The organism is Pseudomonas cerasi, from assembly GCF_027983475.1.
Taxonomy (GTDB): Bacteria; Pseudomonadota; Gammaproteobacteria; order Pseudomonadales; family Pseudomonadaceae; genus Aquipseudomonas; species Aquipseudomonas cerasi.
Map to the genome: position 1 here is coordinate 1,469,839 of NZ_JAQJVM010000001.1, position 25,370 is coordinate 1,495,208.

Below are 25,370 nucleotides of genomic sequence, written 5' to 3' on the forward strand. Positions count from 1 at the left end.
ACAGCCTGTACAGATGAGGTGAGCCCGATGACAACCTTGATCGAGGTCCGTGACCTGTCGAAAACCTTCACCCTGCATCAGCACAACGGCGTGGTCCTCAATGTGCTGCGCGGCCTGAATTTCTCGGTGCGCGCCGGCGAATGCCTGGTGCTCAGCGGGCAATCCGGCGCGGGCAAGAGCACGCTGCTGCGCACCCTGTATGGCAACTACCTGCCTGCCGCCGGCAGCATTCGCGTGCAGCATGAAGGCGAGTGGACCGAGCTGGTCGGCGCAACCCCGCGCCAGGTGCTTGAGGTGCGGCGCAAAACGCTCGGCTACGTCAGCCAGTTCCTGCGCGTGATTCCGCGTGTGTCCAGCCTGGACGTGGTCATGGAACCGGCTCTGGCGCGCGGCTGGTCCCGTGAGCAGGCGCAGGAGCGCGCGCAACTGCTGCTGGGGCGGCTGAATATTCCGCAGCGCCTGTGGCCGTTGGCGCCCAGCACGTTTTCCGGTGGCGAACAGCAGCGCATCAACATTGCGCGCGCGTTCATGGTGCCGTGGCCGGTGCTGCTCCTCGACGAACCGACTGCGTCATTGGACGACGCCAATCGCCGGGTGGTGCTGGAACTGGTCGACGAGGCCAAACAGGCCGGTGCCGCCCTGATCGGTATCTTCCATGACCGCGACGCCCGTGACGCTGTCGCCAATCGTCAACTCGACATGACCCCGGTGGACCTTACCGCCAAGGAGTTGCTGCAATGCTGAATGAACAGGTTTTCAGTAACGCCCGCGTGGTGACGGCCGAGCAGGTATTCACCGGCACTGTGGTGGTCCGTGACGGCCTGATTGCCGAGGTCGAGAGTGGATGCAGCCAGTTGAGTCAGGCCCAGGACATGCAGGGCGATTACCTGCTGCCGGGGCTGGTGGAATTGCACACCGACAACCTGGAAAAGCACCTGTCGCCGCGTCCGGGTGTCGACTGGCCGTCGATGTCGGCGGTGATCAGCCATGATGCGCAAATCGTCGCGGCGGGCATCACCACGGTGTTCGACGCGCTGTCGATCGGCGACATCAACCCCAAAGGCAAGCGCATGCAGCAATTGCCCGCCATGCTACAGGCGATTGCCGACGCCAATGCGGCAGGCCTGACTCGCGCCGAGCACGTGTTGCACCTGCGCTGCGAGGTCAGTCACCCGGACACCTTGAGCGTGTTTCGCGATCTGGTGGACCAGCCACTGGTGCAACTGGTCTCGGTGATGGACCACGCGCCCGGCCAGCGTCAGTTTGCCCTGGAGTCCAAGTACCGTGAGTACTACATGGGCAAGTACCACATGAACAATGAGGAAATGGACCGTTTCATCGTTGAACAGGTGGCCAACTCCAACGAGTACGCCGACCGTTACCGGCGTGCGATTGTCGAACTGTGCCTGGCGCGCGGCCTGTCGATTGCCAGTCACGACGATGCAACCATGGCGCATGTCGAGGAGTCGGCAGGTTTCGGCATGAACATCGCCGAGTTCCCGACCACGCTCGAAGCGGCCCGTGGCTGTCGGCAACTGGGCATGAGCGTGTTGATGGGCGCACCGAACATCGTGCGCGGCGGCTCGCACTCCGGTAACGTGGCGGCAGCATCGCTGGCCCGTGACGGGTTGCTGGATATTCTGTCCAGCGATTACTACCCGGCCAGCCTGTTGCAGTCTGCATTCATGCTCGCCGCTCAGGACAACGCATGTGACCTGCCGCAGGCGATCAACATGGTCAGTCGTACGCCGGCCGTGGCTGCCGGGTTGGCGGATCGTGGTGAAATACGTGTGGGGCTGCGCGCTGATCTGATCCAGGCGCGTGATCATGCCGGCCTGCCGGTTATCGACAGGGTCTGGCGACAAGGCAAGAGGGTGTTTTGATGGTTGGCAGGTTGATCTATCTCATCGGGCCGTCCGGATCAGGCAAGGACAGCCTGCTGGACGCGGCCCGGGATACCCTGGCGCAACGTGATTGCCGGGTCGTTCGGCGGGTGATCACCCGTTCCGCCGAAGCGGTGGGCGAGGCAGCCCAGGCGGTGACCGTCGAGCAGTTCGAGCAGATGCGCGAGCGAGGCGCGTTCGCCTTGAGCTGGCAGGCCAATGGTCTTCACTACGGCATTCCCGTCGAGATCGATCAGTGGCTGCTGGAAGGCCATGACGTCCTTATCAACGGCTCCAGGGCGCATCTGCAAAAGGCGCAGGCGCGCTATCCCACGCTGCTGGCGGTGTTGCTGACCGTCAATCAGGAGGTGTTACGCAAGCGCCTGCTGGCGCGCAACCGGGAAAGCTTCGCGGAAATCGAGGAGCGCCTTGCGCGCAACTCGCGCTTTGCCGGAGATTTGCTGGCGAGCAATCCGCAGGTTTTCCCGCTGGATAATTCCGCTGATCTGCAACACACCGTTGCCACGCTGCTCGGCTTGCTCGACAAGCGTCACGCATGCGCCTGACCCTGTTGGGCACCGGTGACGCCCGACAGGTGCCGGTCTACGGTTGTCAGTGCGTGGCGTGTGCTGCCGCGCGGGCCGACCATGATCTGCGCCGCTTGCCGTGCAGCGCGCTGATCGAGTGCGCCGACCAACGCTGGTTGATCGACAGCGGCCTGACCGACCTCACCGAGCGTTTCCCACCGCGCAGCCTGAGCGGGATTCTGCAGACGCACTATCACGCCGACCATGCGCAGGGGCTGTTGCACCTGCGCTGGGGCCAGGGGCTGGTGATTCCGGTCCACGGCCCGGCGGATCCGGAAGGCCTGGCCGACCTCTACAAACACCCCGGTATTCTGGATTTCAGCCAGCCATTCGCGGCCTTCGAACGCCGTGCACTGGGTGCGTTGCAGGTCACAGCGCTGCCACTGGCGCACTCAAAACCTACGTTCGGTTACCTGTTCGAAGGCGACGGGCAACGTTTTGCCTACCTGACCGACACCGTCGGCTTGCCCGACGACACCTGCGAGTATCTGCAACGTGCACCGCTGGACCTGCTGGTACTCGACTGCTCGATGCCTCCACAGCCTCAGCCGCCGCGTAATCACAACGACTTGACGTTAGCGCTGCAAACCATCGAGTGTCTGCGACCGGGCAGGGCGGTGCTGACGCATGTCGGCCATACGCTGGATGCGTGGTTGATGGGGCGAGCGGGGCAACTGCCTGATCAAGTGTTCGTCGGTCAGGACAGGATGATCCTGTAAGACGCTGGCGCGAAAATTCTGTTCGCTGATCGCCCGCAATCCATCGCGCCAGACGCCTCGCGGCTTTGCCCGGTCCTGTCAGTAACCTGAGTCTGCCTGATGTCGCTCGGCCATGACTTTATCCATGCCTGGCAGGCTGCGACAATTTGTCTTAATGAACCGTTTAGTACATTCTGCGCGCCTGTGAAAATCCGACAGGTTTGAAAAATGACAAATGCGCAAAATACAGGGGCAGCCGGCAGGTTCCTGCTGCCTGGACTGGGTGGGTTGATCGCCTTGATCGGACTCGGGCTGGCAGGTGGCGGTGGCTATCTGGTAGCGCTTGGCGGCAGTTGGTTCTTCCTGCTGATGGGCCTGGCGATGCTGGTCAGTGGTGCACTGATCGCCGCCCGCAAGCCCAAAGGTGCGTTACTGTATGGCGTTGCCCTGATACTGACCGCCATCTGGGCTGTCTGGGATGCAGGCCTGCATTACTGGCCGCTGGTTTCCCGAGTACTGACCTTCGCCGTCATCGGCCTGGTGGTGGCACTGATCTATCCGACACTGGTTCGCGCCTCGGGTGCTCAGGCAGGCCGCGGTGCCTATGGCCTCGCCGGTCTGTTGGCCATTGGTGTTGTAGCGACCATCGGTTATATGTTCGTCCCGAGCCATGTGGTCAGCGCCGCCAGCATGCCTGATGTGATTCCGGTGGCTCCGGGCTCCGAGCAGAAGAACTGGGCGCACTGGGGCAATACCCCGGCAGGCAATCGCTTTGCCGCTTTGGATCAGATCAACAAAAGCAACGTCGACAAGCTGCAGGTTGCCTGGACCTTTCATACCGGCGACATCCCGCAAAGTACCGGGGCCGGCGCAGAGGACCAGAACACCCCGCTGCAAATCGGCGACACGGTTTACACCTGCACCGCTTACGGCAAGGTCTTCGCACTCGATGCAGATACCGGCACACAGCGCTGGAAGTTCGATCCTCAGGGCAGTGCGCCCAACTGGCAACGTTGCCGAGGCTTGGGCTACTTCGCGGCACCTGTAGCCGAAGCAGCGACAGCCAATGCACCAGCACCATCAGGCGCATGCGTCGCGCGCGTGTTCCTGCCGACTGGCGACGCGCGTCTGATCGCACTCGACGCCAAGACGGGCGAGACCTGCAAGGACTTCGGCAGTCAAGGCGTGGTTGACCTGAAAACCGACATGGGCGAAGTCAAGGAGGGCTACTACCAGCAAACCTCGACGCCATTGGTGGCGGGCAATGTAGTGGTTGTCGGTGGTCGTGTTGCCGACAACTTCTCTACCGGTGAGCCACCGGGCGTAGTACGCGCCTACGACGTGCACACGGGTGAGTTGGTCTGGGCGTGGGATCCGGGTAATCCGAATACCACCAAACGTCCGCCCGCAGGCGAAACCTATACCCGTGGCACGCCTAACGTCTGGTCGGCCATGTCCTACGATGACAAGCTTGGCCTGATCTACCTGCCGACCGGTAACGCAACACCCGACTTCTTCGGCGGGACGCGTACCGAGCAGGATGACAAGTGGTCCTCGTCAGTCGTGGCGGTGGACGTCAAGACCGGTCAGGTGCGCTGGAGCTTCCAGATGACTCACCACGATCTGTGGGACTTCGACATTCCGGCGCAGCCGTTGCTGTATGACATCCCGGACGGCAAGGGCGGTGCCCAGCCGGCACTGGCACAAGTCACCAAGCAGGGCGAGATCTTCCTGCTCAACCGCGAAACCGGCGTGCCGATCTCGCGGGTCGAGGAACGCGCTGTGCCGCAAGGTAACGTGCCGGGCGAACGCTATTCGCCTACCCAGCCGTTCTCGGTGGACATGCCGTCGATCGGCAACCAGACCTTGAAAGAGTCGGACATGTGGGGCGCCACGGCATTCGACCAGTTGATGTGCCGGATCGCCTTCAAAGGCATGCGTCACGAGGGTGTCTACACGCCACCGGGGCTCGACCCGGCGTTGCAGTTCCCCGGTTCGCTGGGTGGCATGAACTGGGGGAGTGTCTCGGTTGACCCGACCAACAGCTACATGTTCGTCAATGACATGCGCCTGGGCCTGGCCAACTACATGATCCCGCGCGACAAGATCGCCGCCGGTGCCAGCGGTATCGAAATGGGCGTCGTGCCACAGACCGGCACTCCTTTCGGGGCCATGCGTCAGCGTTTCCTGTCTGCCGTCGGCATCCCTTGCCAGGCACCGCCGTTCGGCACCATGTCGGCAATTGACCTGAAAACCAAAAAATTGATGTGGCAGGTTCCGGTCGGCACCGTGAAAGACACAGGCCCGATGGGCATCCGCATGGGCCTGCCGATTCCGATTGGCATGCCGACGCTGGGCGCTTCGTTGTCCACCCAGTCGGGCTTGCTGTTCTTCGCCGGTACTCAGGACTTCTACCTGCGTGCCTTCGACAGCGGCAACGGCAATGAAATCTGGAAGGCCCGTCTGCCAGTCGGCAGCCAGTCAGGCCCGATGACCTACGTGTCGCCCAAGACCGGCAGGCAGTACATACTGCTCACCGCAGGCGGCGCCCGCCAATCGCCGGATCGTGGCGATTACGTGATTGCCTACGCGTTACCCAAGTAACGCATGTCACCTCTGAGGGGCAGATGCTGCCCCTCAGCCTTGTTTATCTTGCTGCGCCGCTTTCACATCGCACCAATCTCCGGCTTGCCCGTTCTCGATCCGCCGTAAACCGGCGGATGCGTGACGATGTGCGTCAGGTCGACCGCCGAGGCCAGCAGTTTCTGTAGGTCCGGGCGTGGGCGAGACAAGCGTGGGTCATTCGCCGTCGCCTGTTCAAGCGCTTCGGCGCAGGCGAGCAGTTTTGCGTCGCCGCGGAACCCGCCGATCACCTGCAGCCCGAACGGCATGCCGTTGTGGTCGGTGCCGCAGGGCAGGGACAGCGCGGGGTTGGTGGTCAGGGTGATGGTGTAGCACAGCGCCAGCCAGCGATAGTAATTGTCCAGAGGCACGCCGTTGACTTCGCGCAGGTACAGCTCGCTCCAGGGGAAGGGCGAGACTGGCGTGGTGGGCGCGAGGATCAGGTCGTAGTGCTCGAATTGTTTCTGGAAGCCGCGAAAGATCCGGCTTTGCTCGCCATGCGCCTTGACGCAGTCCTGCAGTGACATCGCGGCACCCATGTCGAAATTGGCGCGGGTGTTGGGCCCCAGTGCATCAGGATCGCGGTCGTGAGCGTCCTGCAGCCCGGCGACGAACGCTTCGGCGCGCAGTACGTCGAAGGTGCGATGGGCGCTGGTCAGGTTCAGGTCGATGGCTTCGCAGGACTTGAACAGAGATTTCAGGGCGCTGATCTTTTCCCGAAAGACGGCACGGATTTTGTCATCCACAGCACACGTGCCGAAGTCTTCGCTGTAGCCAACGCGCAGCTGGCTGAGGTCGATCGGGCGCGGTGCGAACTCGTCGGCGGCGATGGCATAACTCAACGGATCGGACTGCCCCAACCCGGCGCTGGCGCGCAGTTGCAGCAGGGTATCGGCAACGTTGCGACCCATCGGGCCTACCACTGAAATCGGTGTCCAGCCAAGCTTCTTGCGTTCGCTCGGTACCAGCCCTGGTGAGGGACGCAGGCCGACGATACCGCACAGCGCGGCGGGAATGCGCAGCGAACCGCCGGTGTCCGAGCCGCTGCACAACGGCACCATGTCGACGGCCAGTGCGGCGGCGGATCCACCCGAGGAGCCGCCGGCGTTCAGTTCAGGATTGAACGGGTTACCGGTCGCGCCCCACACCACATTGCGGGTATTGGCACCTGCGCCCAGTTCCGGAACATTGGTCTTGCCGACCACGATTGCCCCGGCAGCACGCAGGCGTGCGACGAACAGGTTGTCCTGCGCGGGAATGTTGTCGCGAAACAGTTGCGAGCCGTAGGTGGTGAGTACCCCGGCGGTTTCTTCCAGGTCCTTGATGCCGATTGGCAGGCCATGCAGCAGCCCCAGTGGCTTGCCCTGCAGGACGGCATGTTCGGCCAGCAGTGCCTCGTCGCGGGCGCGCTCGAAACAGGTCGCGGCGAAGGCATTGAGCTTCGGGTTCAGACTTTCAATCCGCTCGATACAGGCGTCCAGCAATTCCACCGGAGAGAGCTGTTTATTGCCGATCAGCGCACGCAGTTCGGTGGCGGATTTACCGAGCAGCTCGGACGAATTTTGCATGGAGTGTTCTCCCGAATGTCATCGTTCCGCACGCTCCGCGTGGGAATGCATTTCGTGACGCTCTGCATCACACATTTGCGTCGCGCCTCTTTTTCCAGATTGGGCGCACGTGGGCAGTCTCTTCAAACATCCCCCAACGCCAGTATCGTCCCGACCAGCGCCTGGCCTCTGGGCACCAGGGTGTTCAGTTCCAGGTACTCGCGGTCGGTGTGAACCTTGCCGCCCACCGGGCCGAGGCCGCACAGGGTCGGGATCCCCAGGCTGGCGGTAAAACCCGAGTCGGCGCAGCCCCCGGTGAATTCGCCCTCCACGTTGAACCCCAGTTCCTGCGCAAGACCTTGATAAATACCCAGCAGTTCAGTGCTGTGCCGGGCTTCCATCGGCAGGAAGGTCGTGGCTTCCAGCAGTCTGGCTGACGTGCCGGGCAGTTCCTCTTCGGCGACGATCGCTTGCACGGCTGCAAGTATTTCCTCCCATTGCCGAAGCTCGACAAAACGCACATCGAGCTTCGCCGTGGCGCTGGGCGCTACCGTGTTGCTGGAGGTACCGCCAGAGATCAGCCCGACATTGGTGGTGATGCCCGCTGCATAATCAGTCAACGCATGCAACTTGATTACCTTGTGCGCCAGCGCCTGAATGGCACTGGCGCCGTCGGCATGATTGACCCCGGAATGCGCCGCACGGCCGCTGACTTCGATAATCAGCGTGGCACCGCCTTTGCGCGCGCTGACCACATTGCCACTGGCGCGTCCCGGTTCGGGGTTAAGCACCGCGCGCGCCTGGCGGGCGTAGTGTTCGATGTGAGTGCGAGCGCTGGCGGAGCCGATTTCCTCGTCGCCGGTATACAGAATCTGCACCGGGAACGGCAGCGGGCCTGCGCGCTTCAAGGCCTTCAGCGCAAAGCAGTTGAGCACCAGTCCGCCTTTCATATCTGCCACGCCAGGGCCGTAGGCCAACTCACTGTCTTTTGTGTAGCCGCGTGTTGTGGTTGTGCCCTTGGGGAATACGGTGTCGCGATGACCCAGCAACAACACTGGTTTGCCGGGGCCACCGGGCAATTCAGCCAGCAGCACATCGCCGAAACCCTCGACCGGGATACGCTCTACGCTGATTCCGTCAGCCTGCAATTGTGCGCAGAGCAGGTCACCGACTACGTCGACGCCGACCTTGTCGTAACTGTTGGAATCGGTATCGACCAGGCGCTGCAGCAGCGCTTCCATCGCCTCATATTGCTCGGCCAGCCACGCGGTGGCGTGCAGTTGTGCCTCATTCATTCACTCAGCTCCTGTGCCCGCTGCTCCCGGGTCAGTCGTGCGCCGTCCGTGCCCAGGTCCCAGAACAGTCCGGCCATGATTTGCAGGCTCTCCTTGACCACCGGAGCCAGCAAGTGCTCGTCAGGTGCATGCTGCGAGCACGCCGGGTATGAGTGTGGCACCCAGACCGTCGGCAGGCCCAGCACTTCAGCGAATACGTCATTGGGCAGCGAACCGCCCAGATTGGGCAGCAGCGCGGGTTTCTTGCCCGTGGTGGTGGCCAGCGAATCCAGCGCCCAGCCGACCCACGGGCTGTCCGGTGACAGGCGCGTGGCGTGCATCACGTCCATGCGCGTCTGTCTGACCTCGACACGATCAAAGCCATGGGCATCCAGGTGCGCGCGCACCGCGGGGATGAACGCGTTGTAATCACTGTCGACCACAAAGCGAATGTGACACAACGCGTGAGCCTTGCCGGGAATGGCGTGTACCGGGGCGTCCGGGTTGCCGGTCTTGAAGGCGAGCACGTCGAGGGTGTTCCAGCCGAAGACCTTTTCGCTGAGCGACAGCGCCGGGTTGCCCCAGTCGGCGTCGATGTCCGGATCGCCAGGGCCGCCGCCGACCTCGATATCCGCCAATGCGGCCTTCACCGCGTCGGGGATGGCCTTGGGCATGAGCCCCGCGACTTTCACCCGGCCATGCTCATCGACCATGCTCGCGATGGCATTGGCCAGAATGATCCCCGGGTTGGCCAGCAGACCGCCCCAATTGCCGGAATGGTGCGCGCCTTCGCGCAGGTTCACCGTCAGCTCGAAGTTGAACACCCCGCGCGAGCCGAGAAACAGGGTAGGGCGTGCCGCTGCGAGGCGCGGGCCATCGGAGGCGATGAAGATGTCGGCGGCGAGTTCTTCTGCGTGCGCCTGGCAGAACGCGCTCAGGCCGGGGGAGCCATCTTCCTCGCCCATTTCCAGAAGCAGTTTGACGTTGAAACCCAGCTTGCCGTCGCGCGCCTTGAGGGTCTGCTCCAGTGCCGTCAGGTTGATCAGGTGCTGGCCCTTGTTGTCGGCGGTGCCACGTCCGTACCAGCGCTCGCCACGTTCGATCACCTGCCACGGCGACAGGCCTGTCTGCCATTGCGCGTCATAGCCGCGAACCACGTCACCGTGGCCGTAACTGAGCAGCGTTGGCAGTTCAGGGGCTTCGATGCGCGTGGCGATCATCAGCGGGCCGCGTCCGGCGACCGGGTTGTCATGCACGGTAACGCTGAAACCCAGACGCTCGACATGCGGGGTGATGAACTCATGAAGATAACGATACAGCTCGGGCAGGCTTTCGGCCTCTTGGCTCTGGGTCGGGTAGGCAACGCTTTTGCCGAGCAGGGCGAAAAACGCGCCGTTGTCGAACTGTTCAGTGACGTTTTCGATGGCGTGCGAACGGCTACTCATGAGGGCATCTGCTCCAGAGGTTTTGAGGTGTCGTGCAGGTGGCAGCGAACGGTTCCGCCTTCGATGCGGCCAATGGCCGGGGCTTTTTCCTTGCACTGGGGCATGCAGGCCGGGCAGCGCGGATGAAAGGCGCAGCCGGACGGCGGCGACATGGGATTGGGAAAGGCCCCGTGCAAACCCAGATCGGGAATGCCCAAGTGCGGGTCCGGGGTGAGCACCGAGTCCAGCAACGCCTGGGTGTAGGGATGGCCAGGCCGGGCGAACAATGATTCGCGGCTGCGCTCTTCGACGATCCGCCCCAGGTACATGACCGCCACGCGGTCGGCCAGATGTTCGATGACGGCCAGGTTATGGCTGATCAGCAGGTAAGTCAGGCCGAATTCCTGTTTGAGGTCCTGCAACAGATTGAGAATCTGCGCCTGCACTGAAACGTCCAGCGCCGAAGTCGGCTCGTCGCAGATCAATACATCCGGGCGCATCACCAGCGCCCGGGCAATCGCCACGCGCTGGCGCTGGCCACCGGAAAGCTGGCTCGGGTAACTGTCGATCACGCGCTTGGGCAAGCCGACCACGTCCATCATCGCTTCGGCGCGCTGGCGACGTTCGGCCGGGGTGCCGATGCCATGCACGATCAGCGGCAGCGTGACGATCTCGCGCAGGGTCTTGCGCGGGTTGAGTGACGAGTAGGGGTCCTGAAAGATCGGCTGAATGCGCCGCGCCATCTCCTTGCGGTCGGTACCGGCGAGGTGCTTGCCGTTGACCAGTACGTCGCCACTGCTGGGCGCAAGCAGCCCCAGCAGCATCTTCGCCAGGGTACTTTTACCGCAGCCCGATTCGCCGACCAGCCCGAGTGTTTCGCCACGCATCAGACGCAGCGACACGCCATCGACGGCTTTGAGCGTGGCATTGGGTTTGAAAAAGCCACGGCTGATGCTGAATTCGCGGCGTATATCGCACAGCTCCAGCGCGATGTCTTTCTTGACGCTGGCAGTCGGGACCTGTTTCACGGCGGTATTCATGACGGTACGCCCTCACGGTGAAACACAGGTTCGGCACCCGCTGCGGCAAACAGGCAGCGAGTCATATGGTTGTGGCTATTGATCGGCGGGACGTCGTCGGCACAGGCGGGGATCGCTTGCGGGCAGCGATTGCGAAATGCGCAGCCGTGTTGTTCGCCGACCAGGCTGGGCACCAGCCCCGGAATCGACCCCAGCGGCTGACCCGGTTGAGTGCGTCCGGGGATCGGTATGCTCGCCAGCAAGCCGCGGGTATAGGGGTGTTGCGGGTTCTCGAACAACTCGATGGCCGGGGCGGTTTCGACGATCTGTCCGGCGTACATCACCGCAACCCGGTCGGCGATACGTGCCACCAGCCCCAGGTCGTGGGTGATGAAGATCACGGCCAGACCCAGCTCCTTCTGAATGTCGCGGATCAGGCGCAGGATCTGTGCCTGAATGGTCACGTCCAGCGCAGTGGTCGGTTCGTCGGCGATGATCACGTCCGGTTCGCACATCAGGGCCATGGCGATGATTACCCGCTGGCGCAGGCCGCCCGACAGTTGATGCGGGTACTGACGCAGGCGCTCGCCCGCATTGCTGATCCCGACTTTCTCAAGCATCTGCGCGGCGCGCTGCAGGGCCTCCTTGCGGGACACCTTGCGGTGTCGGATAAGCACTTCGCTGAGCTGATCGCCGATGCTGTAGGCCGGGTTCAGCGAGGTCATCGGCTCCTGAAAGATCATCGCCAGGCGGTTGCCGCGCAGGTCGCACATCTGCCGCTCGCTCTGGGTCAGCATGTCGATGCCGTCCAGGCTCAGTGTCGTTGCGGTACGCCGGGCCTTACGCGGCAGCAGGTCCATGAGTGCCAGCGAAGTCAGGGATTTGCCGCAGCCGGACTCGCCGACGATGCACAGCATTTCGCCGCGCTCGACCTGAAAGTCCAGGCCGCGCACTGCGTGGAGCGTGTCTTGGCCGAGAGGAATCTCGACACGCAGGTTTTCAACATGCAACAGCGCCATGTGCGTATCTCCTCTGTCAGTTGCGCCCGTCGGGCAGGATCAGGTCGCGCAGGCCGTCACCGACCAGATTGATGCCCAGCACCAGCACCATCAGGGCGACGCCGGGAATGGCGATGACCCAAGGGGAAAAGAACATGTACGGTTTGCCCTCGGCGATCATCAGCCCCCATGAAGGAATGGGCGGCTGCACGCCGACCCCGAGAAACGACAGTGCCGACTCGAGGAGGATCGCGTGAGCCATTTCCAGGGTAGCGACAACGATCAGCGCGCCGACCAGATTGGGCAGGATTTCGCTGGCCAGAATGCGCAGCGTCGAGCAGCCCAGGGCCTGGGCCGAGGCGACGTATTCAGCGTCGCGAATCTGCTGCACGGCAGCGCGCACCACCACGGCAAAGCGGTCCCAGAGCAGGCAGCCAAGCAGCACGATCACCACTTTCAGCGAGCCACCGATCAGCGACGCGGAGGCCAGCGCGATCATCACCACCGGCATCGCCAGGCGGGTGGTGATCAGGTAGCTGATCACCGCGTCGGTCTTGCCGCCGAAGTAGCCGGCCAGCAGGCCCATGATGGTGCCGATAACGCCGGAAATCAGCGCCGCCGAGAAGCCGATGAACAGTGAGATGCGTGCGCCGTATAGCAGTCGCGACAGGTAATCGCGGCCCAGTTTGTCGGTGCCCAGCACGTAGTCCCAGGTGCCGTTGGCCATCCAGACAGGCGGTTTCATGCGCAGCATCACGTCCTGCGCATAAGGGTCGTAGGGGGCCAGCCAGGGCGCGAACAGGGCGCCGAGCAGGATAATCAGCAGCAATACTGCGCCGATGGCGAAGCCGCGATGCGCGAAGCTGCTGCGTAATGTGCGCCAGACGCTGCGCGCCGGAGGCTGGTAATCGTTGATCAGCAGCGGCGATGAGGTGGTTGTGCTCATGGGGCCTCCTATTTCACGCGGATGCGCGGGTCGAGCAGTGCGTTGAGCACGTCGGCCAGCAGGGTGAGGACGATGTAGATCACCGCGATCAACAGCACGACCGCCTGCACCACCGGAAAGTCGTCACGGGCAATCGCGTCCCAGGCCAACTGGCCAATGCCCTGCAGCGAGAAAACCGTCTCGATGACCACCGAGCCGCCGAGCATGAAACCGAATTCCACCGCGGCGAGGGCCACCACCGGAATCAGCGCGTTGCGCAGCGCATGCTTGAACAGCACGGTGGCGGGGCGCAGGCCCTTGGCCCGCGCGGTGCGGATGTAATCGGAGTTGAGCACGTCGAGCATGCCCGCACGGGTCAGGCGCATAATCGCGGGCGTGGCGTAGTAACCGAGGGCGATGGCCGGCATCACGAAGTGCGCCCAGGTCGAATTGCCCGACACCGGCAGCCATTTCAGGGTGACCGAAAACACCACGATCAACATCAGCGCGAACCAGAAACTGGGCATGGCCTGACCCAGTACCGCGATGCTCAGTGCCAGGCGATCGATCCACGTGTCGCGTTTCACGGCGGCCAGCACACCCAGCGGAATGGCGATCAGCAGCGCAATACTCAGGGCCATTGCGCCCAGCCCGAGGGTGATCGACAGGCGCGAGGCGATCAGGTTGTAAACCGACTCCTGGAAGAAGAACGAGTCGCCCAGATCAAGACGCACCACGTCGGCCAGCCATTCGAAATACTGCGTAACCAACGGCTTGTTGAGGCCGTACTGCACCCGGATCTGTTCGATCTGCTCGCTGGTGGCTTCCGGCCCGCCGATGGCAGTGGCCAGATCGCCGGACAGGTGCAGCAGGGAAAAGCTGATCACCGACACGGTAATCGCTACGCACAGGGCAATGCCCAGGCGGCGCAAGAGAAATCCGAACATGGCAAGTGACCTTGTGTTCAGGGAATGACGGGGTGGCTGACCCAACTGCGAGGCGCGTCATGCGCCTCACAGCCAGGCTTGCCGACGGTCTTGGTCAGGCGCTTATTTCCAGCTCGACAGCACGAAGCGCGGCAACTCGTCCGGGTAAGGCTTGAAGTTCAGGTCCGAGACATAGGCGTAGTTCATCGAGTAGTTGAACAACGGCGCCCAGTAGGCCTGCTCGCTGATGCGTTGCAACGCCTTGCGGTAGTTGTCCTTGCGCACCTGCGGGTCCAGCGCGTTGTCGGCGGTCTGCAGCCAGCCCTGGACTTGCGGGTCCTTGATGTTGTCGTCGGGATTGCCCTTGAACCAGGTGCCGGCCGACGCCGAGGTATCGAGGATCGAGAACGAGCCCCACGCCTGGAACGACATCGGTACCTTGCCGCCACGCTGCTGATCACGCAGAGCAGCGTACTTCAGGTAACGCAGCTTGGCGTTGATGCCCACGGCGCGCAGGTTACCGATGATGGCCTCCACGTAATCGCGGTCACGGTAGGCGAAGATTTCGGTTTCAAAGCCGTTCGGGTAGCCGGCTTCGGCGAGCAGTGCCTTGGCCTTTGCCGGGTCGTAGTTGTAGACCGTGGCTGCGCTGGTGTCGCAACCGAATTGGCCAGGGTAGCAGGCGACCTGCAACGGCTTGCTCTCGCCGCCGACCAGTTGCGAGGCCAGACCGTCACGGTTGATCGCGTGGTTGATCGCCTGGCGCACCTTCAGGTGTTTCATCGGCGAATCGGCGCTGGAGGTGCCGCGCGCATCCAGAATCAGAAAACCTATACGCATGGTCGCGCCGCTGGTGACCACCAGATTGGGCATGGCTTTGAGGTTTTCCGCCTGATCCGGCGCAACCCGCCAGGTCCAGTCGACGCCGCCGGTCATCAGCTCGGCCAGACGCGTTTCGGCATCGGCGATCACCCGGAAGTTGATGTGACCGATCTTCGGTTGACCCTGTGGGCTGTCCTTGAAGTAGTCCGGGTTCTTGTCCATTTTCACGCCTTCGCCGGTGGCGATGGCCGTCACCTTGTAAGGCCCGGTGCCGATCGGTTTACGGCTGAAGCCTGCCAGCCCGACTTCTTCGAAGTATTTTTTCGGGAACATCGGTACGGCGTTGGAGAGGTATTCCAGCGCAGGCGGGAAAGGCTTTTTCAGGTGCAGACGAACGCTGTAGTCGCCCAGCTTTTCGGCGCTCTTGATCCAGTCGACATTTTGTACCGTGACCACCTTGGACTCTGGAGACACCACATAATTGAGGGTGAACACCACGTCATCTGCGGTGAACGGGTCGCCGTTGTGAAACTTCACGCCCTGGCGCAGCTGGAAATCGATGGTCGTATCGTCGACCTGTTTCCAGCTGGTGGCGAGCATCGGCTGGTACTCGCCATTGTCCGGGTTGCGGTAGACCAGGTTGTCCCAAATCAGGCGACCGAGGATCACGCCTTCGCGCAAATCGTTGTGATAGGGGCTGATGTTTTCCGGTTCGCTGTCGGAGGCGTAGACCAGTGTGTCGTCGGCCTTGCCGGCCAGGACGGAGAAACTGCTGAACAGGCTCAATAGCGCGATGCTGCGAGCGAAACCCTTGATTCCCATGCCGTCGTCTCCAAAAGGCAAAGTGGATGTATCAAAGGGCAGTGGGTCGCAAATGCGAGAAGAGGGAGAAACAACGAGGCCGCAGTGTTCTTTTGATTGGGTTTTTTTGGTGAGTTGCGCCTCGACATGACTCTAGGCAAAGCGTATCAATGCCACAAGCACAATATTTCGAACCTTTCATTGCTGAAAAGGCAACGCAGGAGCAGTCATGCAACTCTATGGCGTACAGTCCACGGCCTTGCGCTACTTCCTCGAAGTGGCGCGGTGTGGATCGATCAGCGAAGCCTCGATCCGCCTCAATGTCGCGTCTTCGGCGGTCAGTCGACAGATCAGCAAACTGGAGCGGGAGCTGGACGCAGTGCTCTTTGAGCGCCAGGCGCGCGGCATGATGCTCAGCGAGGCGGGCGTTCGCCTGGCGGCCTACGCGCGCAAATCACAGCTTGAGGCCGAGCAGGTGGTGCTGGAAATCACCGAGCTGCAAGGCTTGCAGCGTGGGCATGTGCGCATCGCATGCTCGGAGGGCTTTGCCCTGGATTTTCTGCCGCAGTGCATTGCGCGTTTTCGGCGGCAGTATCAGGGTATCCATTTCTCGATGGAGGTCTGTGCTCCGGCGCAGGCCACCGAGCGGGTGCGCTCGGGCGACGCTGACCTGTGCCTGACCTTCAGCCTGACGCCGCAGAACGAGATCAAGGTCGAGCACATCCACAGCGGCGCGATCTGCGCGGTGGTCAGTCATAACCATCCGCTGGCCGCACGCAAGGAGGTTACGCTGGCTGAGTTGCAGCCTTACGCCATCGCCCTGACCAATACCGACACGACCTTGCGCCAGTTGTTTGATATCTGCTGCGGCGTGCAGGGCCTGCTGTTCGACCCGGTGCTGACCAGCAACTACATCGGCGCCTTGCTGCGGTTTGTTCGGGAGGAGGGCGGAATCAGCCTGTCCAGCGAAATGACCCTGGATAAACGCGCCCATGAGAAACAGCTCAAATCGCTGCCGATCAGCGACGATGGCATGAAGGCACGGCGTATCGAGTTGCAAAGCATGGCCGGGCGCAACCTGCCCGCAGCAGTCACTGCCTTCCGGGATTTTCTGATTGAGGAGCTGGCAAAGACCTGAGCCGCTGGCGGTGTTACGTGGGCGCCGTGCGGGCTGAGTAACGTTTGGTTGATGAAGTTAACAATCATGATGTTATAGTGTAACGAATTTATGGCCGTGCACTGTACGGCTGTGAACCGCCAACATCAGGCTTCGCCCGCGTGGTGAAGTTCGCCAAAGAGACGAACGACGCACATGAACAAACCTCTCCCGGATGTTGCCCTGACGGAAATTTCCCCGGCGCTGGTTTCACTCGACTGGGTCGGCATGCAAGGTGTGGAAGTGCCGATCAGACTGGCTGAAGCGGGCATCCGTCATCCTGTTCACGCGCATGTCGATCTGCAGGTCGATCTGGCTGACCCGAGCGTCAAGGGTATCCACATGTCGCGACTCTATCGGCTGCTCGACGGCTACGCCGAGCATCAGATCGTCAGCCCCTATACGTTGTCGGCCTTGCTGGAAGCCATGGTCGAGAGCCACCTCGACTGCCACTCCAGTCATGCCCGACTGATGCTGAGCTTCAATCTGCTGTGCCGCCGCCCGGCGTTGATTACCGAAGGGCTCAGCGGCTGGAAATCCTACCCCGTGAAGCTCGATGCCACCTGGCATGCCGGTCGGCTGTGCCTCGACAGTTCGGTGGATATCACCTACTCCTCCACCTGCCCGTGCTCGGCTGCATTGTCTCGCCAATTGCTGGAAGAGGCATTCGCAGCGCGCTTCGGCAGGCAGTCGTTTGTCGATCCGATGCAGGTCGCGAGCTGGCTGCGCGAGAACGCATCGTTTGCCACGCCGCACAGCCAGCGCAGCGTTGCGACGGTGCAGGTGCGGGTGGCGGACCAGGCGACCGAGCTGGGCCTGATGACGCTGATCGATCTTGTCGAACAGGCGTTGGGCACCCCGGTGCAAACCGCGGTCAAGCGTGCCGACGAGCAGGCCTTCGCGCGGCTCAACGGCCAGAACCTGATGTACGTCGAAGACGCTGCGCGCAAGGTCCAGCAAGCACTTGAAGGCCGCTATGCAGCTTCCAGCGTCAGTGTCCGCCACTTCGAAAGCCTGCATCCGCACGATGCCGCTGCCCAGACTTCCAACTACCTGTCCTGAGGTTTCATTCCGTGATCCGTAAAAATCCTTCCGGCCATCTGCCGGTCATTGCCGAGTCCGCCTACATCGATAAAACCGCGATCATCTGCGGCAAGGTGATCATCAAGGACAACGTATTTGTCGGCCCCTACGCCGTGATCCGCGCCGACGAAGTCGATGCCACCGGGGACATGGAGCCGATCGTCATCGGGGCCAATTCCAACATTCAGGACGGCGTGGTAATCCATTCGAAATCAGGTGCTGCTGTCACCATCGGCGAGTTCACCTCGATAGCCCACCGTTCCATCGTGCACGGACCTTGCATGGTCGGAGATCGCGTGTTCATCGGTTTCAATAGCGTGTTGTTCAATTGCCAGGTCGGCAACGGCAGCGTGGTCAGGCACAACTCGGTGGTCGATGGTCGCGATTTGCCGGAGCACTTTTACGTGCCGTCCACCACCCGGATCGGGCCGGGTACTGACCTTTCGCAATTTCCACCGGTGAGCATTTCGGCTTCGGAATTTTCCGAAGATGTGGCGCACACCAACATTGATCTGGTGCGCGGCTACAAGGCGCTTCAGAACGAGTTCTGACCCAGGACACCCTTGACTCATTGCACTTCCGCCCACGGATCTGGATCTTTCATGACAACAGCTGTTCACTCAACCCGGGCACCCGCATCACGGCTGCGCTCGATCGATGCTCTGCGCGGGCTGATCATTCTTTTCATGTTGCTGGACCATGTCCGCGAAACGTTCTTCATGCACCACCAGGTCATCGACCCGATGGACGTCACGACCACCGCGCCGGAGCTGTTTTTCAGCCGGACGCTGGCGCATTTGTGTGCGCCACTGTTCGTCCTGCTGACCGGGCTTTCGGCGTTTCTCTACGGCGAGAAACATCAGGGCAAAAGCGACGTTTCGGCGTTCCTGCTCAAGCGCGGACTGTTTCTGATTGCGCTGGAATTCACGCTGGTGAGCTTTGCCTGGACCTTCCAGTTCCCGCCAACCATCATCTACCTGCAAGTGATCTGGGCCATCGGCCTGAGCATGGTCGCGCTGTCGTTGATGGTATTTCTGCCGCGCTGGGCGCTGGTGGTCATCGGTGTGGTGATCATTGCCGGGCATAACCTGCTGGACACGGTGCATTTCGGTGTCGAGTCGGCCATGCACGTGCCGTGGGCGGTCCTGCACGACCGTGGCTGGATCGAGGCTTCCGATAACCTGCGCTTGCGCACGTCGTATCCGTTGTTGCCGTGGATCGGCATCATCGCCCTGGGCTACGCCGCAGGCCCCTGGTTCTCAAGCAGCTACGACGCGGCGAAACGCCGTGCGAATCTGTGGAAGTGTGGGGCAGGGGCACTGCTGGGCTTCGTGGTCCTGCGCCTGATCAACGGCTACGGTGAAAAACCGTGGAGCGTCGGCGACAGCGGCATACAGACGGTCATGAGCTTCTTCAACATCACCAAATACCCGCCCTCGCTGCTGTTCATCTGCCTGACGCTGGGGATTGGTCTGCTGATCCTCATCGCCTTCGAACGCAGTCAGGAGAAAAGCGGGTTAAGGCCGCTGGTGGTGCTCGGTTCGGCGCCGATGTTTTTCTACCTGCTGCACCTTTACGTGCTGAAAGTCCTGTACCTGATTGCCTTGGCGATCTGGGGCACCAATCAGGGCACGTACTTCGGTTTCGACCACATGTGGGGAGTCTGGCTGACCTCGGTGGTACTGGCCGTTCTGCTGTTCCCGGCGGTGCGCTGGTTCGCCGCGCTCAAGGCCCGTCGTCGGGATATCAGCTGGCTGAAATACTTCTAGTCCCCGCAACAGCGGTACGCCTGCTGGCGTACCGCGTCTCGCCTGGCGTCAATCTCCGTGCGCCCCGTAATTCATGATCGACAGCAGTTTGATCGGCACCTGCACCAGTTGCTCGGGGCCATGGGGGATGTCGCCGTCGAAGGTCAGACTGTCACCGGCCTGCATCGGATACAACTGGTTGCCGTGGCGGTAGATCAGCTCGCCTTCCAGCAGGTGCAGAAACTCCGTACCTGGGTGTGAAAAGGTCGGAAACTCTTCGCTGGCATCGTCCATCGTCACCATGTACGCCTCGAAACTCTTCTTCGGCCCACGGGTATGGTTGAGCAGGTGATAGGTGTGGCCTTTCTCGGTGCCGCGCCTCACCACTTCGAGTCCTTCATCGGCCTTCACCAGCAAGGCACTGCTGCCTTGCTGGTCGTACTGGCTGAACAGTTTGGACATGGGCATGCCCAGCACGTCGCACAGGCGGCTGAGGTTGTCGAGGCTGGTCGAGACCTGCGCGTTCTCGATCTTGCTCAGCATGCCCTGGCTGATGCCGGCGATGCGCGCCACGTCGGCGAGCTTCAGTTCCTGAGCCTGGCGCTGACGCTTGATCTGAATGCCCAGGTACTGCTCGAGCTTCAATTTCGGATGAGGGTCGGTCGGCATATTCATCGGCTTTGCACAGTTTCCGTTCAATAATTTTTATTTCGCACTGGGAATGTGCGTTTTGAAGCAGCCTTGGTCTGGCCGAGTCGCAGATTATTCCCAGAGGGAAAACGAGTTTCCCATATAAACAGCCGAATTACCCCTCCCGAGTCACTTCGTTTAACTGGCATACCAAACTGGCAAGCGCCTTGCATTCCTAAAGGGAAAGTAACTTTCCTGTTCGGAATATATCCCGAGAGGCAGTGAACAGCGGTCCTTCCCTGAAACGTTTTGCTTTTGCCAGGAGACACGTCCCATGTTGCCACCCGAAACACAGCGTCTGATCGAACAGCACGGCATCAAGTACGTACTGGCTCAGTTCGTCGACATTCATGGTTCGGCCAAGACCAAATCCGTTCCTGTGACAGGTCTGGAAATGGTTGCAGAGGACGGCGCCGGTTTTGCCGGTTTCGCGATCTGCGGCATGGGCATGGAGCCTCACGGGCCAGACTTCATGGCCAAGGGCGATCTGTCGTCGCTGACACCCGTGCCGTGGCAGCCGGGCTATGGACGTGTGGTGTGCATCGGCCATGTGGATGGCAAGCCCTGGCCCTATGACAGCCGCTACGTGCTGCAGCGGCAGGTCGAACGCCTCAGTCAGCGTGGCTGGACCCTCAATACCGGCCTGGAGCCCGAGTTCAGCCTGTTCAAGCGCGATGTCACCGGCAGCCTGCAGATGGTCGATGCCAGCGATAACCTCGACAAGCCCTGCTACGACTACAAGGGGCTGTCGCGCTCTCGCGAGTTTCTCGAGCGCTTGACCGAGGCACTGCAGCCGGTGGGTTTCGACATCTATCAGATCGATCACGAAGACGCCAACGGCCAGTTCGAGATCAATTACACCTACAGCGAGGCCATGGAGTCGGCTGACCGTTTCACCTTCTTCCGCATGGCCGCCGGAGAGATCGCCAATGACATGGGCATGATCTGCTCGTTCATGCCCAAGCCCGACCCCAAGCGTGCCGGCAATGGCATGCACTTTCACCTGTCGATCGCCAGTGCCAGCAACAAGAACCTGTTCCACGATGCCAGTGACCCGAGTGGCATGGGGTTGTCGAAGCTGGCCTATCACTTCGCTGCGGGCCTGCTGGCTCATGGGCCTGCGCTGTGTGCCTTTGCCGCGCCCACGGTCAACTCCTACAAACGCCTGGTGGTTGGCAATTCACTTTCGGGCGCCACCTGGGCCCCGGCTTTCATTGCCTTTGGTGCCAACAACCGCTCGGCGATGGTACGCGTGCCCTATGGCCGCCTGGAGTTTCGTCTGCCCGACGCCGGGTGCAATCCGTATCTGGTCAGTGCCGCAATCATTGCCGCAGGGCTGGACGGCATCGACCGGCAACTGGAGATCGATCACGTCTGCAACGAGAACCTCTACACACTGAGCCTCGAAGAGATTGCCGCACGGGGCATCAAGACCCTGCCGCAGTCGCTCAACGAAGCCTGCGATGCATTGCAGGCCGATCCGTTGTTTGGCGAAGTGCTGGGCAGCGAGATTGTCGATGAATTCATCCGCCTCAAGCGCATGGAGTGGGTGGAATACAGCCGCCACGTGAGCGATTGGGAAGTGAAGCGCTATATCGAGTTTTTCTAGCTGCACGTTTCAGGCTTCAGGCTGCAAGAAGAAGCTGGATTGCGGCGAATTTGATTTTTCTGTCTATGCGGTTGGCTTGCAGCGTGAAGCTTGCCGCTCCCGAACAAGGTGAGGCTTATGTGCGGAATCGTTGGTTTGTATCTGAAAAACCCGGCGCTGGAGTCGCAACTCGGCAAGTTGTTCGAGCCGATGCTCGAAGCCATGACCGACCGCGGACCGGACAGTGCCGGGTTCGCCATCTATGGCGATGAAGTGGCGCAGGGCTGGGTCAAGCTGACCTTGCAGGCCACTACCGAACAGTATGATTTCACGGCGTTGATCGCGGCGCTGCAAGACAGGTTGAGCGCGCCTCTGGACTGGTTTCAGAACGCCAGCGCCGTGGTCTTGAAGATTCAGGCCGAAGAAGCCCCGGTGCGTGCCGCGCTGGCGGAACTGGCACCGAGCGTGCGCATCATGAGTGCCGGGCAGAGCATCGAGATCCTCAAGGGCATGGGCCTGCCGCGGGAGATTTCCGAACGCTTCGGTCTGGCGTCCATGAAAGGCAGTCACATCATCGGCCATACGCGCATGGCCACCGAAAGCGCCGTGACCATGGAGGGCAGTCATCCATTTTCCACGGGCTCCGACCTGTGCCTGGTGCACAACGGCTCGTTGTCCAATCACTTTCGTCTGCGCCAGAACCTGCGCCGCGAAGGCATTCACTTCGAGACCGACAACGACACCGAAGTGGCGGCGGGGTATCTGGCCTGGCGTCTGCAACAGGGCGACAGCCTGAAACAGGCGCTCGACAAGTCGCTCGAAGACCTTGATGGCTTCTTTACCTTCGCCATCGGCACACGCAATGGCTTTGCGGTGATTCGCGACCCGATCGCCTGCAAACCGGCGATCCTTGCCGAAACCGATGACTACGTCGCCATGGCTTCGGAATATCAGGCGCTGTCCAGCCTGCCGGGGATCGAAAACGCCAGGGTCTGGGAACCGGTCCCGGCCACCATGTACATCTGGGAACGCGAGCCAGCCGAGGGAGCACGTCCATGAAAACCGTCGATCTTTCCAACGCCACCGTGCGTGATCTCAATCAGGCCCTGCACGACCAGGTCAAGGAATTGCAGGACCGCGAATGGCTGGTCACGCATCCCGATGGCGCACACAACCTGGCGGTCGGCGTCAACGAAGCCATCTCCATCGATATCCAGGGCCACGCGGGTTACTACTGCGCGGGGATGAACCAGAAAGCGTCGATCACTGTGCACGGCAACGTCGGCGTCGGCTGCGCGGAAAACATGATGTCCGGCGCTGTGCGGGTCAAGGGCAGCGCCTCGCAGGCGGCCGGTGCGACGGCACATGGCGGCTTGCTGGTGATTGAAGGCGATGCCGGAGCGCGTTGCGGTATTTCCATGAAAGGTATCGACATTGTGGTCGGCGGCAGCATCGGCCACATGAGCTGCTTCATGGGCCAGGCCGGTCGGCTGGTGGTCTGTGGCGACGCCGGTGATGCGCTGGGCGACTCGTTGTATGAAACGCGGATCTACGTCAAAGGCAAGGTCGAGTCACTGGGCTCTGACTGCATCGCCAAGGAGATGCGTGAAGAGCATCTGCAGGAGCTGCAGGAGTTGCTCAATCGCGCTGGCTTCAACGAGAAGGCAGCGGATTTCAAACGCTACGGCTCGGCCCGTCAGCTTTACAACTTCAAAGTCGATAACGCCTCCGCGTACTGATTCAGGAGCATTACCATGAGCGACCCCATCAGCCACAAACCTGCTCCAGTCCTGCGCGAATCGGCCACCTTCGATCGCCTGACCATTCAGGAAATCCAGCGCGCTGCGGAAACCGGCATCTACGACATTCGCGGTGGCGGCACCAAGCGCAAGCTGCCGCACTTCGACGACCTGTTGCTGCTCGGCGCCAGCGTGTCGCGCTACCCGCTGGAAGGCTACCGCGAGAAGTGCGGGACCGACGTGGTGCTCGGCAATCGTTTTGCCAAGAAGCCGTTGTACCTGAAAATTCCTGTAACCATTGCAGGCATGAGCTTCGGCGCGTTGTCGGCCAACGCCAAGGAAGCACTGGGCCGTGGCGCAACCATCGCGGGAACCAGCACCACCACCGGCGACGGCGGCATGACCCCGGAAGAGCGTGGCCAGTCGCAGCATCTGGTCTATCAGTACCTGCCATCGCGTTATGGCATGAACCCGGACGATCTGCGCAAGGCCGATGCCATCGAAATCGTGCTGGGGCAGGGCGCCAAACCGGGCGGCGGTGGCATGTTGCTGGGCATGAAAGTCACCGAGCGTGTGGCCGGCATGCGTACCTTACCGGTCGGCGTCGATCAGCGCTCGGCATGCCGTCACCCGGACTGGACCGGCCCGGACGATCTGGCGATCAAGATTGCCGAGATTCGCGAGATCACCGACTGGGAAAAGCCGATCTACGTGAAGATCGGTGCCAGTCGTCCCTACTACGACGTGAAACTGGCCGTGAAAGCCGGCGCCGACGTGATCGTGCTCGACGGCATGCAGGGCGGTACGGCAGCGACTCAGGAAGTGTTCATCGAACACGTCGGCATCCCGATTCTGCCTGCCATCCCGCAAGCCGTGCAGGCGCTGCAGGAGATGGGCATGCATCGCAAGGTGCAGTTGATCGTCTCCGGCGGCATCCGCAACGGCGCCGACGTGGCCAAGGCCATGGCGCTGGGTGCCGACGCAGTGGCGATCGGCACGGCGGCGCTGATAGCGCTGGGCGACAACCATCCGCGGCTCGACGAAGAACTGAGAAAGATCGGCTCGGCAGCGGGTTACTACGACGACTGGCAGAACGGCCGTGACCCGGCGGGCATCACCACCCAGGACCCGGAACTGTCCAAACGTCTCGACCCGGTCGAAGGCGGTCGGCGTCTGGCCAACTACCTGCGCGTACTCGTCCTCGAAGCCCAGACCATGGCCCGCGCGTGCGGTAAATCACACCTGCACAACCTCGACCCGGAAGATCTGGTGGCACTGACCGTCGAATCAGCCGCCATGGCCCGAGTGCCCCTGGCCGGGACATCGTGGATTCCGGGGTCTGGCTCTGGGTACTGACGCCATAACGGGCTTTTCGACCGCGATGGCACCGACTGACGCCATAACGTGCTTTTCGATCACGATGGCACAGACGACGCAGAGTGCGACGTAAGTGACGGCTGAGTCCTGGCGCTGATCCGGGGGTAGCCTGGCATGACGCCAGGCTAGCCGCACCGGGCCCAGGCTGTGTAAAAACTACTGCGCTTGGCAATACTGCGTTAAAAACAGGCGAAAAATGCTCATTTAGAACACCTAGAGTCGGTCGCGATCCCGGCCGTTTTCGCCTGTTTTTGCCTTGTCTTACCTTCGCACGTGACGTTTTTACACACCTTGGGCCATGGATGGCCCGTTGCGGCGCCCCTCGAATCAGTGACAGGGCGAAGGAACCCGACGAAGTCGGGCCGGAAACAGGAGCGAAGGGATTTGCCTACTTCGGCCCCATCAAAGTAGGTCGCCGAGGGGCGAAAAGGTGACTCAAGTCGAGCCTGAATCTCACTGAGTC

22 protein-coding genes are annotated in these 25,370 nt (G+C 61.7%); 13 read left to right on the plus strand and 9 right to left on the minus strand.

The features are described 5' to 3' along the window. The first annotated feature begins 27 nt into the window (after window positions 1-27). The 5 genes from phnL (at window position 28) to PI739_RS06365 (ending at window position 5,772) form a co-directional block, all read left to right on the plus strand. Window positions 28-744, plus strand: a complete 717-nt coding sequence (phnL, locus tag PI739_RS06345) for a phosphonate C-P lyase system protein PhnL (protein WP_003367180.1) — start codon at window positions 28-30, stop codon at window positions 742-744. Further along, window positions 738-1,883, plus strand: coding sequence for an alpha-D-ribose 1-methylphosphonate 5-triphosphate diphosphatase (locus PI739_RS06350; RefSeq protein ID WP_003432916.1), 1,146 nt, complete (start codon window positions 738-740; stop codon window positions 1,881-1,883). Before phnL ends, PI739_RS06350 begins: the two co-directional genes overlap by 7 nt. Continuing rightward, window positions 1,883-2,449, plus strand: a complete 567-nt coding sequence (phnN, locus tag PI739_RS06355) for a phosphonate metabolism protein/1,5-bisphosphokinase (PRPP-forming) PhnN (RefSeq protein WP_003367184.1) — start codon at window positions 1,883-1,885, stop codon at window positions 2,447-2,449. The genes PI739_RS06350 and phnN overlap by 1 nt, the downstream gene beginning before the upstream one ends. Beyond that, window positions 2,440-3,189, plus strand: a complete 750-nt coding sequence (gene phnP / locus PI739_RS06360) for a phosphonate metabolism protein PhnP (protein ID WP_054081826.1) — start codon at window positions 2,440-2,442, stop codon at window positions 3,187-3,189. Before phnN ends, phnP begins: the two co-directional genes overlap by 10 nt. Window positions 3,190-3,396: 207 nt before the next feature. Further along, window positions 3,397-5,772 (plus strand): glucose/quinate/shikimate family membrane-bound PQQ-dependent dehydrogenase, encoded by a 2,376-nt coding sequence (locus PI739_RS06365; RefSeq protein ID WP_271351573.1) that lies wholly within the window; start codon window positions 3,397-3,399, stop codon window positions 5,770-5,772. A gap of 62 nt (window positions 5,773-5,834) precedes the next feature. Here PI739_RS06365 and PI739_RS06370 read toward each other — a convergent pair whose 3' ends face one another. The 8 genes from PI739_RS06370 to PI739_RS06405 all read right to left on the minus strand — a co-directional run bounded on the left by PI739_RS06370 (window position 5,835) and on the right by PI739_RS06405 (window position 15,547). Further along, on the minus strand, window positions 5,835-7,358 hold the full coding sequence (locus tag PI739_RS06370) for an amidase (protein WP_054081824.1): 1,524 nt from the start codon (window positions 7,356-7,358) through the stop codon (window positions 5,835-5,837). A 122-nt stretch (window positions 7,359-7,480) separates the two neighbouring features. Then, window positions 7,481-8,632: a M20 family metallopeptidase gene (locus tag PI739_RS06375; RefSeq protein WP_271351574.1), complete on the minus strand. Its 1,152-nt coding sequence runs from the start codon at window positions 8,630-8,632 to the stop codon at window positions 7,481-7,483. Next, a complete protein-coding gene (locus PI739_RS06380; protein ID WP_003367195.1) occupies window positions 8,629-10,056 on the minus strand; it encodes a M20 family metallopeptidase in 1,428 nt (475 codons plus the stop codon). Before PI739_RS06380 ends, PI739_RS06375 begins: the two co-directional genes overlap by 4 nt. Continuing rightward, entirely contained in the window at window positions 10,053-11,075 is a 1,023-nt protein-coding gene (locus PI739_RS06385; RefSeq protein ID WP_003367197.1) for an ABC transporter ATP-binding protein, read from the minus strand. Before PI739_RS06385 ends, PI739_RS06380 begins: the two co-directional genes overlap by 4 nt. Further along, window positions 11,072-12,073 (minus strand): ABC transporter ATP-binding protein, encoded by a 1,002-nt coding sequence (locus tag PI739_RS06390; protein WP_054081822.1) that lies wholly within the window; start codon window positions 12,071-12,073, stop codon window positions 11,072-11,074. Before PI739_RS06390 ends, PI739_RS06385 begins: the two co-directional genes overlap by 4 nt. A gap of 16 nt (window positions 12,074-12,089) precedes the next feature. Then, window positions 12,090-12,998, minus strand: a complete 909-nt coding sequence (locus PI739_RS06395; protein WP_003367201.1) for an ABC transporter permease — start codon at window positions 12,996-12,998, stop codon at window positions 12,090-12,092. An 8-nt stretch (window positions 12,999-13,006) separates the two neighbouring features. Next, the gene (locus PI739_RS06400; protein ID WP_002553855.1) at window positions 13,007-13,924 is read right to left on the minus strand and encodes an ABC transporter permease; all 918 of its coding nucleotides are present in this window, start codon (window positions 13,922-13,924) and stop codon (window positions 13,007-13,009) included. Window positions 13,925-14,026: 102 nt separating this feature from the next. Further along, window positions 14,027-15,547: an ABC transporter substrate-binding protein gene (locus PI739_RS06405; RefSeq protein WP_003367204.1), complete on the minus strand. Its 1,521-nt coding sequence runs from the start codon at window positions 15,545-15,547 to the stop codon at window positions 14,027-14,029. A gap of 208 nt (window positions 15,548-15,755) precedes the next feature. Between PI739_RS06405 and PI739_RS06410 the strand changes: the two genes are divergently transcribed. From PI739_RS06410 to PI739_RS06425, 4 genes are all read left to right on the plus strand, one after another. Next, window positions 15,756-16,664 carry a LysR substrate-binding domain-containing protein gene (locus PI739_RS06410; RefSeq protein WP_054081821.1) on the plus strand — a complete coding sequence of 303 codons (909 nt, stop codon included), beginning with the start codon at window positions 15,756-15,758 and terminating at the stop codon, window positions 16,662-16,664. Between the two features lie 174 nt (window positions 16,665-16,838). Continuing rightward, the gene (folE2, locus tag PI739_RS06415; RefSeq protein WP_054081820.1) at window positions 16,839-17,744 is read left to right on the plus strand and encodes a GTP cyclohydrolase FolE2; all 906 of its coding nucleotides are present in this window, start codon (window positions 16,839-16,841) and stop codon (window positions 17,742-17,744) included. 11 nt (window positions 17,745-17,755) lie between these two features. Further along, window positions 17,756-18,316, plus strand: coding sequence for a gamma carbonic anhydrase family protein (locus PI739_RS06420; protein ID WP_003367212.1), 561 nt, complete (start codon window positions 17,756-17,758; stop codon window positions 18,314-18,316). Window positions 18,317-18,367: 51 nt separating this feature from the next. After that, window positions 18,368-19,534, plus strand: coding sequence for an acetyltransferase domain-containing protein (locus tag PI739_RS06425; RefSeq protein WP_003432906.1), 1,167 nt, complete (start codon window positions 18,368-18,370; stop codon window positions 19,532-19,534). A gap of 48 nt (window positions 19,535-19,582) precedes the next feature. Here the strand turns inward: PI739_RS06425 and PI739_RS06430 are convergent, their stop codons facing one another. After that, window positions 19,583-20,188, minus strand: a complete 606-nt coding sequence (locus PI739_RS06430; protein WP_003423969.1) for a helix-turn-helix domain-containing protein — start codon at window positions 20,186-20,188, stop codon at window positions 19,583-19,585. Between the two features lie 289 nt (window positions 20,189-20,477). Here PI739_RS06430 and glnT point away from each other — a divergent pair, with 289 nt between their 5' ends. From glnT to PI739_RS06450, 4 genes are all read left to right on the plus strand, one after another. Continuing rightward, a complete protein-coding gene (gene glnT, locus PI739_RS06435) occupies window positions 20,478-21,812 on the plus strand; it encodes a type III glutamate--ammonia ligase (RefSeq protein ID WP_054081819.1) in 1,335 nt (444 codons plus the stop codon). A 117-nt stretch (window positions 21,813-21,929) separates the two neighbouring features. Beyond that, a complete protein-coding gene (locus tag PI739_RS06440; RefSeq protein WP_003319399.1) occupies window positions 21,930-22,850 on the plus strand; it encodes a class II glutamine amidotransferase in 921 nt (306 codons plus the stop codon). After that, window positions 22,847-23,530: a GltB/FmdC/FwdC-like GXGXG domain-containing protein gene (locus tag PI739_RS06445; RefSeq protein ID WP_003432904.1), complete on the plus strand. Its 684-nt coding sequence runs from the start codon at window positions 22,847-22,849 to the stop codon at window positions 23,528-23,530. Before PI739_RS06440 ends, PI739_RS06445 begins: the two co-directional genes overlap by 4 nt. 15 nt (window positions 23,531-23,545) lie before the next feature. Continuing rightward, a complete protein-coding gene (locus tag PI739_RS06450; protein ID WP_003367224.1) occupies window positions 23,546-24,886 on the plus strand; it encodes an FMN-binding glutamate synthase family protein in 1,341 nt (446 codons plus the stop codon). Window positions 24,887-25,370: the final 484 nt, after the last annotated feature.